Source organism: Arthrobacter sp. HMSC08H08, assembly GCF_001807575.1.
In the GTDB taxonomy this organism is placed as follows: domain Bacteria; phylum Actinomycetota; class Actinomycetes; order Actinomycetales; family Micrococcaceae; genus Pseudoglutamicibacter; species Pseudoglutamicibacter albus.
Window position 1 is genome coordinate 104096 of sequence record NZ_KV789382.1, and the last position, 16480, is coordinate 120575.

General features: G+C 61.6%; 13 protein-coding genes. All 13 read left to right on the forward strand.

The features are described 5' to 3' along the window. Nucleotides 1-10: 10 nt before the first annotated feature. The 13 genes from HMPREF3175_RS03690 (at nucleotide 11) to pgsA (ending at nucleotide 16457) form a co-directional block, all read left to right on the forward strand. Nucleotides 11-802: a class I SAM-dependent methyltransferase gene (locus HMPREF3175_RS03690; RefSeq protein WP_256276262.1), complete on the forward strand. Its 792-nt coding sequence runs from the start codon at nucleotides 11-13 to the stop codon at nucleotides 800-802. Between the two features lie 196 nt (nucleotides 803-998). Further along, nucleotides 999-1268: a 30S ribosomal protein S15 gene (rpsO, locus tag HMPREF3175_RS03695; RefSeq protein ID WP_035756943.1), complete on the forward strand. Its 270-nt coding sequence runs from the start codon at nucleotides 999-1001 to the stop codon at nucleotides 1266-1268. A 288-nt stretch (nucleotides 1269-1556) separates the two neighbouring features. After that, nucleotides 1557-3785, forward strand: coding sequence for a polyribonucleotide nucleotidyltransferase (locus tag HMPREF3175_RS03700; RefSeq protein WP_070490716.1), 2229 nt, complete (start codon nucleotides 1557-1559; stop codon nucleotides 3783-3785). Nucleotides 3786-4047: 262 nt separating this feature from the next. Further along, on the forward strand, nucleotides 4048-4821 hold the full coding sequence (locus HMPREF3175_RS03705; RefSeq protein ID WP_070490717.1) for a cyclase family protein: 774 nt from the start codon (nucleotides 4048-4050) through the stop codon (nucleotides 4819-4821). Nucleotides 4822-4939: 118 nt separating this feature from the next. Then, a complete protein-coding gene (locus tag HMPREF3175_RS03710) occupies nucleotides 4940-6628 on the forward strand; it encodes a thiamine pyrophosphate-binding protein (RefSeq protein WP_070490718.1) in 1689 nt (562 codons plus the stop codon). Between the two features lie 128 nt (nucleotides 6629-6756). Next, a complete protein-coding gene (locus tag HMPREF3175_RS03715; RefSeq protein WP_083289386.1) occupies nucleotides 6757-8241 on the forward strand; it encodes a M16 family metallopeptidase in 1485 nt (494 codons plus the stop codon). Nucleotides 8242-8308: 67 nt separating this feature from the next. Next, nucleotides 8309-8803, forward strand: a complete 495-nt coding sequence (locus HMPREF3175_RS03720) for an S-ribosylhomocysteine lyase (protein ID WP_370977538.1) — start codon at nucleotides 8309-8311, stop codon at nucleotides 8801-8803. A gap of 97 nt (nucleotides 8804-8900) precedes the next feature. Next, nucleotides 8901-9674 (forward strand): 4-hydroxy-tetrahydrodipicolinate reductase, encoded by a 774-nt coding sequence (gene dapB, locus HMPREF3175_RS03725; RefSeq protein ID WP_256276263.1) that lies wholly within the window; start codon nucleotides 8901-8903, stop codon nucleotides 9672-9674. A 21-nt stretch (nucleotides 9675-9695) separates the two neighbouring features. Further along, on the forward strand, nucleotides 9696-10154 hold the full coding sequence (locus HMPREF3175_RS03730) for a hypothetical protein (RefSeq protein WP_070490720.1): 459 nt from the start codon (nucleotides 9696-9698) through the stop codon (nucleotides 10152-10154). Between the two features lie 10 nt (nucleotides 10155-10164). After that, nucleotides 10165-11067, forward strand: coding sequence for a 4-hydroxy-tetrahydrodipicolinate synthase (gene dapA / locus HMPREF3175_RS03735; protein WP_070490721.1), 903 nt, complete (start codon nucleotides 10165-10167; stop codon nucleotides 11065-11067). 17 nt (nucleotides 11068-11084) lie between these two features. Next, a complete protein-coding gene (locus tag HMPREF3175_RS03740; RefSeq protein WP_070490722.1) occupies nucleotides 11085-12794 on the forward strand; it encodes a ribonuclease J in 1710 nt (569 codons plus the stop codon). Nucleotides 12795-12861: 67 nt separating this feature from the next. Continuing rightward, nucleotides 12862-15870 (forward strand): FtsK/SpoIIIE family DNA translocase, encoded by a 3009-nt coding sequence (locus tag HMPREF3175_RS03745; protein ID WP_070490723.1) that lies wholly within the window; start codon nucleotides 12862-12864, stop codon nucleotides 15868-15870. Further along, the gene (gene pgsA / locus HMPREF3175_RS03750) at nucleotides 15849-16457 is read left to right on the forward strand and encodes a CDP-diacylglycerol--glycerol-3-phosphate 3-phosphatidyltransferase (RefSeq protein WP_070490759.1); all 609 of its coding nucleotides are present in this window, start codon (nucleotides 15849-15851) and stop codon (nucleotides 16455-16457) included. The genes HMPREF3175_RS03745 and pgsA overlap by 22 nt, the downstream gene beginning before the upstream one ends. Nucleotides 16458-16480: the final 23 nt, after the last annotated feature.

A 16480-nucleotide genomic window follows, 5' to 3' on the forward strand; every position in this document is an offset into this window, starting at 1 on the left:
CGGTTCAGGTTTGACGGGGCAAGTCCCGGATCTTCCGCAGCGCGGGCCGAATCTGGCTGGCGCGAAGCGTGCGTTGATCGGTTCTGCGTGGACTGGTTCGGGTGCCGACTACGATGCGGTTCGGCCTACCTATCCGCAGTGGTGCGTGCCGTGGCTGCTAGATGGTAGCGCTACCCGTCGCGTGGTCGAGGTCGGCGCGGGGACGGGCTTGTTCACGCGCGACCTGGTTGCATCGGGGCATCGGGTGATAGCGGTTGAACCTTCCGTATCGATGCTTGAGGTGCTGCGGAAACAGGTTCCTGGGGTTGAACACACGTTGATCGGCACGGGGGAGTCCACCGGTCTGGAGGAAACGGTCGATGCGGTGGTTGCCGCGCAAGCGTGGCATTGGGTTGATCCGATCGAGGCTGGCGCCGAGGCCGCGCGCATCACCCAGGCAGCGAGTGACCCGGTGCTGGGGCTTGTGTGGAATCAGCTGGATGTGCAGGTGCCGTGGGTGCACCGTTTAGCGCGGATCATGCATGCCGGCGATGTGCATCGGGATGCTCAAGCTGCCGCGCAGGCGGGGCCGCTGTGGCGTATCGAGGCGGTCCGCGAAGACCGTTGGGTGCAGCGGCTCAGTGTTGAGCAGGTGTTCGAGCTGACCCGCACGCGAGCCTATTGGTTGCGGGCGAATCAGAAGACCCGGCAACGGGTTGAAGATAACCTGCGCTGGTACTTGCACGAGCATCTGGGATTTGAGCCGGGGGAGTGCATCGAGCTTCCGTACAGGACGCTCGCGGTACGCAACACACGCACGTGAGACTCGCGTGAAGCGGCCCGACGCCGCTGTGTTCTGAGGCTCATCGCGGGCTTTGGATCGGCTTGATAGACTTATAGCTGGTGTTAGCTGCAGTCCGCGGTGGCTAACATCCCCGGCGACGATGGCCCAGCGATATCAGTTGAGGGCGATCCCGTGCGGGTTCACTGTACGCGGCACACTCTCAAGGAGTAAATACATGGCTCTTGACCAGGCCGTAAAGCAAGAGATCATCAAGGAATACGCGATCCACGAGGGCGACACTGGTTCCCCTGAGGTTCAGATCGCTGTCATGTCCCGTCGTATCTCTGACCTGACTGAGCACCTGAAGCATCACAAGCACGACCACCACACCCGCCGTGGCCTCATGGCCCTGGTTGGTCGCCGCCGCCGCATGCTCGGCTACCTCAAGTCTGTAGACATTGAGCGTTACCGTTCGCTGATCGAGCGCCTCGGTCTGCGCCGCTAATGTCTCACGTTTAACGCCCCGGAAGACCTTTCCGGGGCGTTAACGCATCAGAAGTTCAAACATCAATATCTAATCCAATACATAGTCAAGAACGTTGACGCTCAAGACGTTCGCGTGTGGTCCTCGGTAGTGGCCCGCGGTGCGGTATTTCCGGAACACGTCCTCAACAGGGCGGCCGGTTGTTCGTCCTCAAGAGGGCGGCCAGATTGCAGTACCGATGGCCTCGATCGAGCACCAACCGCGAAAACGCGTTTCGTTGTTGACGTGCATTTTGAGGAGAAAACTGTAGTGGAAGCTACTGACATTCAATATTCAGAGGCCGTGATTGATAACGGCCGTTTTGGTAAGCGCACCATCCGTTTCGAGACCGGCCACGTAGCCAAGCAGGCTGCTGGTTCGGCGATGGTGTTCCTCGATGATGACACCTCGATGCTCTCGGCAACCACCGCCGGTAAGCATCCGCGTGAGGGCTTCGATTTCTTCCCGCTCACCGTCGACGTTGAAGAGCGCATGTACGCTGCGGGTAAGATCCCGGGCTCGTTCTTCCGCCGTGAAGGCCGTCCATCGACTGAGGCGATCCTCGCGTGCCGTCTGATGGACCGCCCGCTGCGCCCGTCTTTCGTCAAGGGCTTGCGCAACGAGGTTCAGATCGTGGTCATGGTGACCTCGATCAACCCGGATGACTACTACGATGTGGTCGCTATCAACGCTTCCTCGATGTCCACCCAGCTTTCGGGTCTGCCGTTCTCCGGCCCGATCGGTGGCGTGCGCATCGCGCTCATCGAAGACAGCGAAGGCCCACAGTGGGTTGCGTTCCCAACCAAGACCCAGCTTGATGAGGCCGTGTTCAACATGGTTGTTGCAGGCCGCGTTGCTGGCGATGATGTTGCGATCATGATGGTCGAGGCTGGCGCTACCGATCACGCGTGGGAACTCATCCACGATCGCGGCGTCACGGCACCGACCGAGACCGTTGTCGCTGAAGGCCTCGAAGCCGCCAAGCCATTCATCCGTGCACTCGTTGAGGCGCAGGCTGACCTCGCATCGCGTGCGGCTAAGCCTGCCCGTGAGTTCCCGATCTTCCTCGACTTCGAGGACGACGCCTACGAGGCAGTCGAGAAGATCGCTGCGCAGAAGCTTGCAGAGGTCTACCAGATCGCTGATAAGCAGGAGCGCCAGGACGCTGACGATGCGCTGAAGGAAGAGGTCCTTGAGGCTCTGGCCGGTGAGGGCAAGGAGTTCGAGGAACGCGAATCCGAGGTCTCCAAGGCGTACGGTGCACTCACCAAGCACATCGTGCGTCAGCGCATCTTGAAGGACCAGGTCCGCATCGACGGTCGTGGTTTGACTGACATCCGCCAGCTGCTGGCCGAGGTCGAGGTTCTGCCGCGCGTTCACGGTTCCGCGATCTTCGAGCGCGGCGAAACCCTGATCATGGGTGTTACGACCCTGAACATGCTCAAGATGGAGCAGCAGATCGATTCGCTCGCCCCAGAGAAGGCGAAGCGCTACATGCACCACTACAACTTCCCGCCGTTCTCCACGGGCGAGACGGGCCGTGTCGGCTCGCCAAAGCGCCGCGAGATCGGCCACGGCGCCCTCGCGGAGCGCGCTCTGGTTCCGGTTCTGCCATCGCGTGATGAATTCCCATACGCGATCCGCCAGGTTTCCGAAGCGTTGGGCTCCAACGGCTCGACCTCGATGGGTTCGGTCTGCGCATCGACTCTGTCGATGTACAACGCTGGTGTTCCACTCAAGGCACCTGTTGCAGGTATCGCGATGGGCCTGGTCACCGACACGGTGGACGGCGAGACCCGCTACGCGGCCCTGACTGACATCCTCGGTGCTGAAGACGCGATGGGTGACATGGACTTCAAGGTGGCCGGTACCCGCGATTTCATTACCGCGATCCAGCTGGACACCAAGCTCGACGGCATCCCGGCTTCCGTGCTCGCTGCCGCACTCAAGCAGGCTCACGAGGCCCGCGTTCACATCCTGGACGTCATGGATTCTGCGATCGACGCCCCAGACGAGATGTCCCCATACGCTCCACGCATCATCTCGGTGAAGATCCCAGTGGAAAAGATTGGTGAGGTCATTGGTCCTAAGGGCAAGATGATCAACCAGATTCAGGAAGACACCGGCGCTGAAATCTCGATCGAAGATGACGGCACGGTCCTGATCGGCGCGACCGACGGCGCTGCGGCTGAAGCTGCACGCGCAACGATCAACGCGATGGCTAACCCGCAGATCCCTGAGGTTGGCGAGCGTTACCTCGGTACCGTGGTGAAGCTGACCTCCTTCGGCGCGTTCATTTCGCTCACGCCAGGCAAGGATGGCCTGCTGCACATCTCCGAGTTGCGTAAGCTCAACGGCGGCCAGCGCGTCAACGACGTCGAAGACGTTGTGGGCGTGGGCCAGAAGCTCCAGGTTGAGATCACCAAGGTTGACGACCGCGGCAAGCTCTCGCTCGCCCCAGTCGTTGACGAGGAAGCAGCTGAGAAGGACGCCGAGTAAGGCGTCAGCGCACGCGTGGCTGTGATCGCTTGAGCTGATTCGCTGATACGCGGGCCCCGGAACCAGTCAACGGTTCCGGGGCCTTTTGCTGTAAGGGGGTCTTGTGCTGTAAGGGTCTGTGCGTCTGGTGCCCACGTCATGCATCGTCATTGGTTTGGGTTGCGAGTGAGGCGTGGATCACGATGGTTAGCATTGTTAACCAAACGTTCTTAACTAAGCATTACTAACCATCGGCGCAGTTGTATTGGATTCTGGAGGGGCGATGTCTGCAGTAGAGGCGTTCTTGGCCGGGGTGGCATCCGGTTCGATAGAGATGGTGGATCTTACGGCGCCGTTGTCGTCTGAGACGCCGACGTTGACGTTGCCTGACCCGTTCCCGAACCTGGATGATTTCAGCCTCGAACAGGTCTCGGCCTATGACGAGCCGGGCCCGTTCTGGAAGCACCACAACATCCGTACCGGTGAGCACATCGGAACCCATTTGGATGCCCCGATCCACTGGATCAGCGGCCGCGAGGGTAAGGACGTATCCCAGATCGATCTGCCGCGGCTGACTGGCCCGGCGGTGGTCTTGGATTTCACCGCTGAGGTTGAGGCTGACCCGGACTTCCTGGTTGATGTCTCACACCTGAAACAGTGGCAAGAACGTCACGGCGCGTTCCCGGAAGGAGCGTGGCTTTTGTTCCGCACCGGCTGGGATCAGCACGACCACAGCGAGGAAGCGTTCCTCAACGCGGACGAGGCCGGTTCCCACACCCCAGGCTTCACGGTCGAATGCGCCCGCTACATGGCGGATGAGCTTCCGATTTCGGGCATGGGCGTTGAGACTGTCGGGATCGATGCCGGCCGCGGCGGGGAACAGGACCCACCGTTCCCGGTGCACTACTATCTGCTGGGTGCGGATAAATACGGGATCACGTCGTTGAAGAACCTCGCGAAGCTACCAACAACTGGCTCGATGATCTGTGTGGCCCCGCTACCGATCGTGGGCGGCACCGGCTCCCCATGCCGTGTCTACACGTTCGTTGAGAAGTAAAACAGGCGCTGAGAAGTAAAACGAGCACGGCGAAGTAACGCCTCCGGTGCGAACTCGGCCCTGCCGTCACTGAGGTTGGGTGCCGTCGCTAAGGCATTGGAAGATTGAAGAAGTGGTTATGAACGTCGCTGAACAGGTCGCAGCCCTGCTGGCCCAGTTGGGTGTGGGGCACGCTTTCGGTGTGGTGGGTAGCGGTAATTTCGTGGTCACGAACGCGTTGAAAGCCCACGGGGTCCCGTTCACCGCGGCCCGTCACGAGGGCGGGGCGGCGAACATGGCGGATGCGTATGCCCGTGTTTCGGGCAAGGTTTCGGTGCTGAGCGTGCATCAGGGCTGTGGGCTGACGAACGCGACCACCGGGATCGGTGAGGCCGCGAAGTCCCGCACCCCGATGATCGTTCTGACCGGTGAGTCCGCGGCGAGCGCTGTGAGCTCGAACTTCGCGATGGATCAGGATGGGCTAGCGGAGTCGGTGTATGCGGTCTCGGTGCGGGTTCATTCCGCTGAGACGGTGGTGGACGATGTGGTGCGCGCCTACCGTACGGCGGTCAACGACCGCAGGACGGTGGTTTTGAACCTCCCGTTGGATGTTCAGGTTCAGCCCGCGTACGCTGATCAAGCCGGTCCGGCCCGCGCTGTTCCAGCCGCTGAGCGTCTACATCGGGCGGAACCTGTGCGGCCTTCGCGGGCGAGCGTTGCCGCGCTCGCGGAACTGATCATTCGGGCACAGCGCCCTGTGTTCGTCGCTGGGCGCGGCACGAAGCACGCAGGTGGTGTGATCTCGCAACTGGCGGAGCATACGGGTGCGCTGTTGGCGACCTCGGCGGTTGTGAAGGGGCTTTTCAACGGCAAGGATTACAACCTCGGGATCTCCGGGGGATTCTCATCGCCTGTGACGGCCGAGCTCATCAGCAACGCGGATCTCATTGTGGGGTTCGGGTGCGCGATGAACATGTGGACCATGCGGCACGGAACCCTGATCAGCCCGGATGCGGCGGTGGTGCAGGTCGATTGTGAAGACGCCGCGCTGGGGCGGAACAGGCCCATTACGCTCGGGGTGCTCGGCGACACCGCCGAAACCGCCGCCGATGTGCTTGAGCACATCCGTGAACAGCACCCGGCACCTCGCACCGGCTACCGGACGCAAGCCAACCGCGAACTCATCGCTTCCCGCAGCTCGTGGGCGAGCGAACCCTACAGCGACCTGTCCACTGACGTCGGAACGCAAGCGCGCATCGACCCACGCACGTTGACTATCGAACTCAACAAGATCCTGCCTGCCGAACGCATCGTGAGTATCGATTCGGGTAACTTCATGGGGTATCCGAGCCAGTTTCTGGATGTTCCGGACGTTGATGGATTCTGCTTCACGCAGGCTTTCCAGGCGATCGGGCTGGGGCTGGGCACCGCGATCGGCGCGGCGCTGGCCAGGCCGGACCGGATGCCGGTTCTGGGAACCGGGGATGGTGGATTCCATATGGCGATCGCGGAGCTTGAGACAGCGGTCCGGTTGCGGCTTCCGCTCGTGTGCATCGTCTATAACGATGCCGCCTACGGAGCCGAGATCTACCACTTCAACGCGGACGGTTCAGAACCTGACATGTCCACGGTCACGTTCCCGGATACCGACATCGCGGCGATCGCCCGCGGTTTCGGAGCCGAAGGGGTTACGGTGCGTAGGGTCCAGGACCTCGCGGCGGTACGCGAATGGCTCGCTAGCGATCCTCAAGCGCCGCTCGTGATTGACGCGAAGATCGCATCGGACTCCGGGGCGTGGTGGCTCGCGGAAGCCTTCAAAGGCCACTGAGCTACCTCAGCCGCGGTGCTGTATAACCCACTGAGTCACATGACCCACTGAGTCGTATAACCTACTGAGTCGTATAGCTTGCTGAGCTATATAACCTAGCGCGAAAGGATTTCGTTGTGCCGATAGATTTGCCGTTGGTCCCGTCCCCTGAGCGTCTTGAGCAGACGCTACGGCAGGATGAAGACGGCTCGGTGGTTCGCCGCACGGTTTTGCCTTCAGGGGTGCGGATCTTGACGGAGCACATGCCGGCGGCACTTTCGGCTTCGGTGGGTTTCTGGGTGGGCGTGGGTTCCCGTGATGAGGCTGAAGGCCAATACGGTTCCACACACTTCTTGGAACACCTCTTGTTCAAGGGCACCCCGACTCGTTCGGCCTTCGAAATTTCCTTGGCTTTTGACCGCGTGGGTGGGGAAGCGAATGCCGCAACCACCAAGGAGACCACGTGCTATCACGCCCGCGTCTTGGGTGAGGATCTGCCGATGGCGATCGAGGTCATCTCTGACATGGTGACCCAGCCCCTCCTGGACCACGAAGAAGCCGAACGGGAGCGCGGGGTCATCTTGGATGAGCTTGCGATGGATGCCGATGACCCGCTCTCGATGGCCCACGAGCAGTTCTCTCGGCTCATCTTCGGTGAGCATCCACTGGCCCGCCCCGTCGGCGGTACGCGTGCCGAGATCCGCGAACTCAAAGTTGCAGAGTTCCGTGACCACTACAACAAGTATTACTCCCCGGAAACGCTCGTGATCACGGCGGCGGGCGCGGTAGAGCACGATGAGGTGGTTCGGTTGGCTACCCAGGCCCTCAAAGACGGCGGCTGGGATCTAGAGACCGAACGCACTCCGATGCCGCGCCGCACCGGCGTGTACGGGGTAGAAGTGGACGCGCAGGCGCTGGCAACCCACGGCGGTATCCCTGAACCTGTTGAAGAGCTACGGGCAATGCCGGGAGCCCAGTCCGGTGTTTTCCGCATCTATAAAGACATCGAACAAGCCCAAGTGTTCCTGGGCGTTCCTGGCCTGCCCTCGGATTCAGAGAACCGCTTTGCGCTCTCGATCCTCTCCACGGTGCTAGGCGGGGGAATGTCCTCACGCCTCTTCCAGGAAGTGCGTGAACGCCGCGGACTCGCGTACTCAACCTTCGCGATGACCGCCGGCTATTCAGACACCGGGTTCTTCTCACTGTATGCCGGATGCGCGCCCGAAGACGCCGAAACCACGCTCACGGTCTTAGGGGAGCAGTTCGACCTCATCGCAGCTGCCGGCATCACCGAGGACGAACTCGACTGGGCAGTCGGCTCACTCGCCGGCCAATCCGTGTTGACCGGCGAGGACCACGGGCCACGCATGTCACGCCTAGCAGGAGCTGAACTCATGACCGGCCACTACGTAACCCTCGAAGAAACACTCGAGAAACTGCGGGCCGTAACCATCGATGAGGTCAAGGCGCTCGCCGCCCGTCTAGCCGCGCAACCGCGAACCGCCGTGATCCTCGCGCCCGAGGCTTTCATCGGCCAGACCGGTGATCTAACTGAGCCCGGTTACGTCACTGAGCCTGACTACGTAACTGAGCCTGATTACGTAACGAGGGCCAGCGGCGCCGCCACCCGGTAACCTTAACGGCAACTGCGCTTTACAACTGCAGAATTAGGTTTCACGGGCAACCGTGTCAGGAGGAATCGTGGCTGAAAAGAACATGGCGAACGTCGAGAGCTTCGAGCTTGACCACACCGCGGTCAAGGCTCCCTATGTGCGTCTCATCGCGGTAGAGCACGGTCCTGAAGGCAACGGAACCATCTCCAACTTCGACCTGCGTTTGCTGCAACCCAACCACGAGGCGATCGACACCGCTGGCCTACACACCATCGAACACCTCTTGGCGGGTCTTCTGCGGACTCGCTTGGATGGCATCATCGACTGCTCTCCATTCGGATGCCGCACCGGCTTCCACCTCATCACGTGGGGCACCCCCAGCATCGAAGAAGTGGCCCGCGCGCTCAAGTCCTCACTTGAAGCGATCCGCGACACCGTCGAATGGGAAGACGTCCCAGGCACCACCGAAGTCTCGTGCGGTAACTTCAAAGACCACTCGCTGCACTCGGCGAAGGCCTGGGCAGAACGCATCCTGCGCGATGACTTCTCGCTCGACCCGTTCGACCGCAGCGCCACGGTTTAGAAACGGCACAGTTTAGATACGGCACAGTTTAGATACTTCACCGTTCGAATACCGCAACGCATCAGAACGCTAAAACCTCACTTTGGAGCAGCACATCGTGACTGACACGCAGACCACCTCGCCTCTCCGCGTAGCCGTTATCGGCGCCCGCGGGCGCATGGGATCCCAAGCCGTTGAGGCCGTCGGGAACGCACCGGATATGGAGGTGGTCGCACAGATCGGGCGAGGGGACTCGCTGGATGCGATGCTCGATGCGAACGCGACCCACATGGTGGATCTGTCCGTTCCATCAGCGACTGCCGATAACGTCGCGTTCGCTATCGAACACGGGATCCACGCGGTTGTTGGCGCTACCGGCTGGGATGCCGACCGCCTCGCCGCAGTCCGCACCCAGCTTGAAGGTCAGCCGGAGGTTGGGGTTTTGATCGCCCCTAACTTCGCGCTCGGTGCCGTGCTTGCCGCACAGTTCGCCGCTCAAGCGGCACCGTATTTCGAATCGGTTGAAGTGATCGAGATGCATCACCCCGACAAGGTCGATGCGCCCTCCGGCACCGCGGACCGCACGGCCCGCATGATCGCCCAAGCGCGTGCCGAAGCCGGACGGGCACCAAGCCCCGATGCAACAGAAACCGACCCGCACGGAGCGCGCGGGGCCGTGGTCGACGACGTTCACGTCCACGCGGTGCGCCTACGCGGCCTCGTGGCTCATCAAGAGGTGCTACTGGGCGGTGAAGGCGAGATGCTCACGATCCGCCACGACTCTTTCGACCGTGTCTCCTTCATGTCTGGGGTCCTGCTCGGCTTGCGCACCGTCGCGCAACGGCCCGGGCTGACCCACGGGCTGGAAGGCTACCTCGACCTCGGCGCATAGAGGCAGGTATAGCGCAACACTATGAAAGCGAAAATCTTCACCGGCATCATCCTGGCCGTCTACATCATCTATCTCATCGCGTTCTTCGGGTCCGTGGTGAGGTTGTGGCAGACCGGCGAGCCGATCGGGATCGCGCTGGGTGCCGCGATCCTCGTGGTCCCGCTCATCGGCGTGTGGATCCTTGTACGCGAGGTCACGTTCGGCGCCACGACTGAGGCCATGGCCAAAGAACTAGAAGAGCAAGGCCTACTGCCACGCGATGACTTGCCGCGCATGCCGTCGGGGCGCATCGTTAAAGAAGCCGCAGACGAAGACTTCAAGAAATACGCGGCAGAAGCCAAAGAACATCCTGAGAGGTGGCAGTCCTGGCATCGGCTCGCGCTCGCATACGATGCGGCGGGGGATCGCCGGCGTGCCCGCGAATCCATGCGCACCGCCATATCGCTTCGCAAACAAGCCCGAAACAGCACAGACAGGTAACCTGGGAACCATGGCACTTCACACTGATCGTCCACGCTTCGGAACACTGCTGACCGCAATGGTGACGCCCTTCAAGGCCACCGGTGAGCTCGACCTTGACGCCGCGCGCGCCCTGGCCCGAAAGCTTGTTGACGACGGCTGTGACGGGCTGGTCGTGACCGGCACCACGGGCGAAACCTCGACATTGACTGACGAAGAGAACGTCGAAATGTTCAAGGCAGTCGTCGAGGAAGTCGGGGACCGCGCCGCTGTCGTGGCGGGCACCGGAACCAACGACACCCGCCACTCGATCAACCTCTCCCGCATGGCGAAAGAGGTCGGCGTTGACGGGCTGCTGCTGGTGACCCCGTACTACAACAAGCCATCCCAGGCAGGCATCCAAGCCCACTTCGAAGCCATCGCCGATGCGGTAGACCTACCCGTGATGCTCTATGACATCCCAGGCCGCTCCGTGAAACCCATCGAGACCGAAACGATCGTAGCGCTGGCCAAGCACCCCAACATCGTGGCCCTCAAAGACGCCAAGGGCGACCTCATGGAGACCACCAAGGTCATCGCCCGCACCGACCTTGACATCTACTCGGGTGAAGACGGGCTGACGTTGCCGTTGCTGGCGATCGGTGCGATCGGGCTTGTGTCCGTGACCGCGCACATCGCGGCTGCGCAATACCGCACCATGATCGACGCGGTCGCCAACGGTGATCTTGCGACCGCACGCAAAGCCCACGCGGACATCGACCCGCTCCAGCGTGGCATCATGAGCCATCTCCAAGGAGCCGTGGCATCGAAAACAGTTCTTCAGCGGCAGGGTGTCCTGCCGAGCGCTCACGTCCGCCTCCCACTCGTGGAGCCTACGGATGCTGAGCTCGCCCCCGTACTCGCAGACCTCGCGGAGGGCGGTCTACATCTATAGAAAGGCTTATCAACAGGATGACTGACACACCGACCATCGCGTTCGACGTCGACCGGAAGGTCTCAGCACCGCCTCAACTACCTAAGGGAACACTTCGCGTCTACCCACTCGGTGGGGTTGGCGAAGTGGGTCGTAACATGACCGTCTATGAAATGGACGGCAAGCTACTCATCGTTGACTGTGGGGTGCTCTTCCCGGAAGAAGAACAGCCAGGTGTGGATCTGATCCTGCCTGACATGTCCCATATCGAGGACCGTCTCGACGACGTGGTCGCCGTGGTCATCACTCACGGCCACGAAGACCACATCGGTGCTGTCCCGTACCTGTTGCGCCTCAAGCAAGACATCCCGTTGGTGGCTTCGCAGCTCACGCTCGCACTCGTTGAAGCGAAGCTGCAGGAACACCGCATCAAACCGTTCACGTTGCAGATCCGTGAGGGCGATGTCGAGCAGTTCGGGCCTTTCGAGGTCGAGTTCGCGGCCGTGAACCACTCGATTCCGGATTCGATGGCGGTGCTGGTGCGTACCAAGGCCGGTAACGTGTTCCAGACCGGTGACTTCAAGATGGACCCGTTGCCGCTCGATGGGCGTGTGACTGACCTGCGGGCCTTCGGACGTTGGGGTGAAGAGGGTGTGGACCTCATGGTCCCTGATTCAACCAACGCGGAAGTCCCGGGCCACACGCCGACTGAACGCAACATCCAGCCCGTCCTGGACGACGCGATCGCCAAAGCCGATCAGCGCGTGATCGTCGCCTCTTTCGCATCGCACGTGCACCGCGTCCAGCAGGTTATCAACGCCGCCGCGAAGGCCGGCCGCAAGCTGTGCCTGGTGGGGCGTTCGATGGTGCGGAACATGACGATCGCATCCAAGCTGGGATACCTCGATATCCCCGAAGGGATGCTAGTCGATTTCAAGAACGTGGATAAGATCCCGGACCACCAGATCGTGCTGATGTGCACCGGTTCCCAGGGCGAACCGATGGCGGCGCTGTCCCGCATGGCCAGCGGGGATCACAAGATCTCACTGGACTCCGGGGACACCGTGATCCTCGCGTCCTCTTTGATCCCAGGTAACGAGACTTCGGTCTTCCGCCTCATGAACGCTTTGCAGTATCGCGGGATCAACGTGATCCACAAAGGCAACGCGAATGTGCACGTATCCGGCCACGCCTACGCCGGTGAACTCCTGACGGTCTACAACGTGGTTCAGCCGCGCCACGTGATGCCAGTCCACGGCGAGCCGAAGCATCAGCTCGCTAACGCGAAACTCGCTCACGCCACGGGTGTCCCGGTCGAGAACCTGTTGCTAGCGAACAACGGAACGGTTGTTGACATTACCGATGGCGTTCCAAGCATCACGGGTCAGCTTGATGTCAGCTACGTGTATGTGGACGGGACGCACGTGGGCATGGTCACCGAAGACGACCTCAAGGACCGCATGGTCTTGTCCAAGGAAGGCTTCGTCTCCGTCATCAGCGTTGTGGACCGTAAGACCCAGAAGATCATCCAGGGCCCAGACATCGTGGTCCGCGGTGTTGCTGAGACCGCGAAAACGTTCGAGGTCATCAAACCGAAGATTGCATCCGCGCTGGAAGAAGCGATGCGGGATAAGCCGGATCACACCCAGCATCAGCTGCAGCAGGTCGTGCGGCGTGTGATCGGTTCCTGGGTTGGGCGTAAGCTACGCCGCCGTCCGATGATCGTGCCCGTGGTCGTCGAAGTATAGGCGCTGCTTAGGCCGGTAACGGTGTCGGTTGCCTCTCTTATAGCGCCTGCGGCGTATCCTGGAATCTATGGCGACCCGTACTTCCCCCGGATCGCAGCGTTCTTCCTCGTCTTCAAAGAGCAGAAGCAAGCGCTCCGGTAGCAAAGAAACCACGGAATTGAACGCGGAATCCAGTGAGATCCCCGCGCCGCTCCGTGCCATCCAACGTGCCTGGTCCAGCCTCGGCGGGATCATCGGCGCTGGTGTCCGTCAGCTCGGTGAACCCGTGCAACTGGAGCCAGGGACGCGGCGCGACGGCAAAGCCCTCACGTGGCTGGTACTCGCGCTGATTGTTGCGCTCGTTGAATGGTGGGGGCTGCGTTCCGTACCTGTTTTCGGTACCTACACCCACGCCGCTGTTGGTGGGCTTTTCGGCGTCATGGCGGTCGCCCTGCCGGTAGTTTTGTTCATCTCCGCGATCCGGTTGTTCCGCCGCCCAACCGACCACTCGGTCAACGGCCGCATCAGCATCGGCTTCCTGCTCGCGCTGATCACCGGCGCTGGTATCGCTCACGTTACGACGGGCCGCCCGGAGCTTGATGGCCCGTTCGAGATGTTGTGGGCTGGCGGGGGATGGGTCGGCTGGTTCGTTGGTGAACCGCTCGCGGCGCTACTCACCGAGGGCGGCGCGGTCGTCGTTTTGTGCCTCGTGGGCATCTTATCGCTGCTGATCATCACGGGAACCCCGGTGAAGAAGGTCCCTGAACGGATTGTGGGGCTCTACCGGCTGCTCATGATCGGTCATGAAGACCCTGAACATGATGTGAGTGGGGACCGCGACGGCCACGATCAGTCGTATCTCTACGATGCTGAACGCCGCGAAAAAGAGAAGAATAAGCAGACTGGCAAGACCAAGAAGTCCCGCAGGTCTTTGTTCGGGCGTAAGAAAGACGCCGAGGCCGATGCGGAGGCACTTGAGCCTGGAAACTCGAGCGAGGCCTACGAAAGCCCCGTGATCCACGACGGCGCTGAAACCGATGGCGCTGGAGCCGATGCGGCAAGTGGCGGCTCGGCGGATGCGACCGAGGCGATCACCCCGCCTCCCGGCGTGCGTCGCCCTACCCGGGATGAAAGGCGCCGCGCCAAGCTCATGCGTGATGCCGGTGTCTATAACGTTGAGGAGCACGGCGGGGCAGGAACCCCTTCCGAGGAGAACAACACCGCGAACCACGATGCGGCGAACGCTGATCCTGACGCAACCACGGTGATCAACCGCGGCGATGCAGACGTGCGCACGCAAGCCATCGACATGACCGGTGCCCCAGCGGCAGGTGCGGGTGTTGCACCGACTGCGCGGCCTGAGAGGCCCATGCCTGAGCCGTTGCCGCAGCGCACCGAACAGCTCGAGCTCTCCGGGGACGTCGCGTACACGCTGCCACCGAGCGAATACCTGCCGGCTGGCCCGCCGGCCAAGGAACGGTCTGAGGCCAACGACAAGGTTGTGCGTGCGCTGCAGGAAACCTTGCGCGAATTCAAGGTTGACGCTGAAGTCACGGGCTTCTCGCGTGGCCCGACTGTGACCCGCTACGAGATCGAACTCGCCCCGGGCACCAAGGTTGAGCGCGTCACGAACCTGTCGAAGAACATCTCCTATGCCGTGGCTTCCTCGGATGTGCGCATCCTCTCGCCGATCCCGGGTAAGTCCGCGATCGGTATTGAGATCCCGAACACGGATAAGGAAGTCGTATCCCTGGGCGATGTTTTGCGTTCCAACGCGGCCCGCCGCACTGATCACCCGATGGTCATGGGCGTGGGTAAGGATGTTGAGGGCGGGTTCGTTGTAGCGAACATGGCGAAGATGCCTCACATGCTCGTGGCAGGTGCCACCGGTGCTGGTAAGTCCTCGTTCATCAACTCGCTCATCGTGTCCTTGCTCATGCGGGCAACCCCGGATGATGTCCGGCTTGTGCTGGTTGACCCTAAACGTGTTGAGCTCACCGCGTATGAGGGTGTTCCGCACCTGATCACCCCGATTATCACGAACCCTAAGAAGGCTGCTGAGGCGTTGCAGTGGGTTGTGAAGGAGATGGACACCCGTTACGACGATCTAGCGAACTTCGGTTTCAAACACGTCGATGACTTCAATAAGGCGGTGCGTGCAGGCAAGGTGACTCCGCCTGCCGGTTCTAAGCGGGTCATTAAGCCGTATCCGTACCTGTTGGTGATTGTCGATGAGCTCGCTGACCTCATGATGGTGGCCCCGCGCGATGTTGAAGATTCGATTGTGCGTATCACCCAGCTCGCTCGTGCCGCGGGTATCCACCTCGTGTTGGCGACCCAGCGTCCGTCGGTGGATGTTGTCACGGGCCTCATCAAGGCGAACGTGCCTTCGCGTATGGCGTTCGCTACCTCCTCGGTCACCGACTCCCGTGTGGTGTTGGATCAGCCGGGTGCAGAGAAGCTGCTGGGCCAGGGTGACGCTCTGTTCTTGCCGATGGGTAAGTCCAAGCCGATTCGTGTCCAGGGCGCGTGGGTTACAGAGTCCGAGATCCACAGGGTCGTTGAGCATGTCAAGGGCCAGCTGAGCGCGCACTACCGCGAGGATGTGGTCCCGGAGACCCAGAAGCGTGAGATCGACGCGGACATCGGTGATGACCTCGAAGACTTGCTGCGCGCTGTCGAGCTCGTGGTGACCTCGCAGTTCGGTTCGACCTCGATGCTGCAGCGTAAGTTGCGCATCGGGTTCGCGAAGGCCGGTAGGCTCATGGACCTCATGGAGTCCCGCGGCGTGGTCGGCCCATCCGAAGGCTCCAAGGCCCGCGATGTGCTGGTCAAACCTGAGGACCTTCCGCAGGTAGTGGCCGCGATCAACGGAACACCGGCGCCGGAGACCCCGGATGCCCAGCAACAGGCGCTAGCCGATGAAGCCGCCTATAACCATGCACCAACTGAAGCGAGCGAGGCGGGGGAGAACACCGCATCGAGCGCAGGGGCTGCCGCAGGTGCAGGCGGTGCCGGCGGCGGATACGCTGGGGACACGTGGCACGACGATGACGACGAGGAGTCCGAAGACGCATGGTCGCTGACAGGCCGGTAACCGGGGCAGGCCCACACGCGGGGCAGGCTTCGAGCTGGAACATCGCGAACATCCTGACCGGGATGCGGATTCTGCTGATCCCTGTATTCGTGGTGTTCATCATCCTGGATGCCGCGAACTATGGCGCGTGGCGTTGGTGGGCGGTCGCGGTGTTCGTGGTCGCGACCCTCACCGACTGGCTTGACGGTGCGCTTGCGCGCAGCCTGAACCTTGTGACGGATTTCGGCAAGATCGCCGACCCGATCGCGGACAAGCTGCTCATGGCGGTTTCGCTCATCAGCTTGAGCGTGCTGGGGGATCTGACATGGTGGATCACCGCGATCATCCTGGTGCGCGAGATCGGTGTGACCGTGATGCGGTTCTGGGTCATCAAATACGGTGTGATCGCGGCGAGCCCGGGCGGGAAGATTAAGACGGTCGCGCAAATGCTGGGCACGTTCATCCTGCTGTTGCCGACCGCCCATTTTGTGCACGGTGTGTGGTGGGCCGGTTTCCTGATCATGCTGATTGCCGCCGCATTGACGCTGTGGTCCGCGATCGACTACGTGCGCCAGGCCGCCGCGCTGTATAAGAACCGTGAACGGTAGTGGTCACAGCGTGCGCGTGGATC

Coding starts and splice junctions, on each gene's coding strand:
- rpsO (WP_035756943.1), top strand. CDS start 999: ATGGCTCTTGACCAGGCCGTAAAGCAAGAGATCATCAAGGAATACGCG.
- HMPREF3175_RS03705 (WP_070490717.1), top strand. CDS start 4,048: ATGTCTGCAGTAGAGGCGTTCTTGGCCGGGGTGGCATCCGGTTCGATA.
- HMPREF3175_RS03710 (WP_070490718.1), top strand. CDS start 4,940: ATGAACGTCGCTGAACAGGTCGCAGCCCTGCTGGCCCAGTTGGGTGTG.
- HMPREF3175_RS03730 (WP_070490720.1), top strand. CDS start 9,696: ATGAAAGCGAAAATCTTCACCGGCATCATCCTGGCCGTCTACATCATC.
- dapA (WP_070490721.1), top strand. CDS start 10,165: ATGGCACTTCACACTGATCGTCCACGCTTCGGAACACTGCTGACCGCA.
- HMPREF3175_RS03740 (WP_070490722.1), top strand. CDS start 11,085: ATGACTGACACACCGACCATCGCGTTCGACGTCGACCGGAAGGTCTCA.
- HMPREF3175_RS03745 (WP_070490723.1), top strand. CDS start 12,862: ATGGCGACCCGTACTTCCCCCGGATCGCAGCGTTCTTCCTCGTCTTCA.
- pgsA (WP_070490759.1), top strand. CDS start 15,849: ATGGTCGCTGACAGGCCGGTAACCGGGGCAGGCCCACACGCGGGGCAG.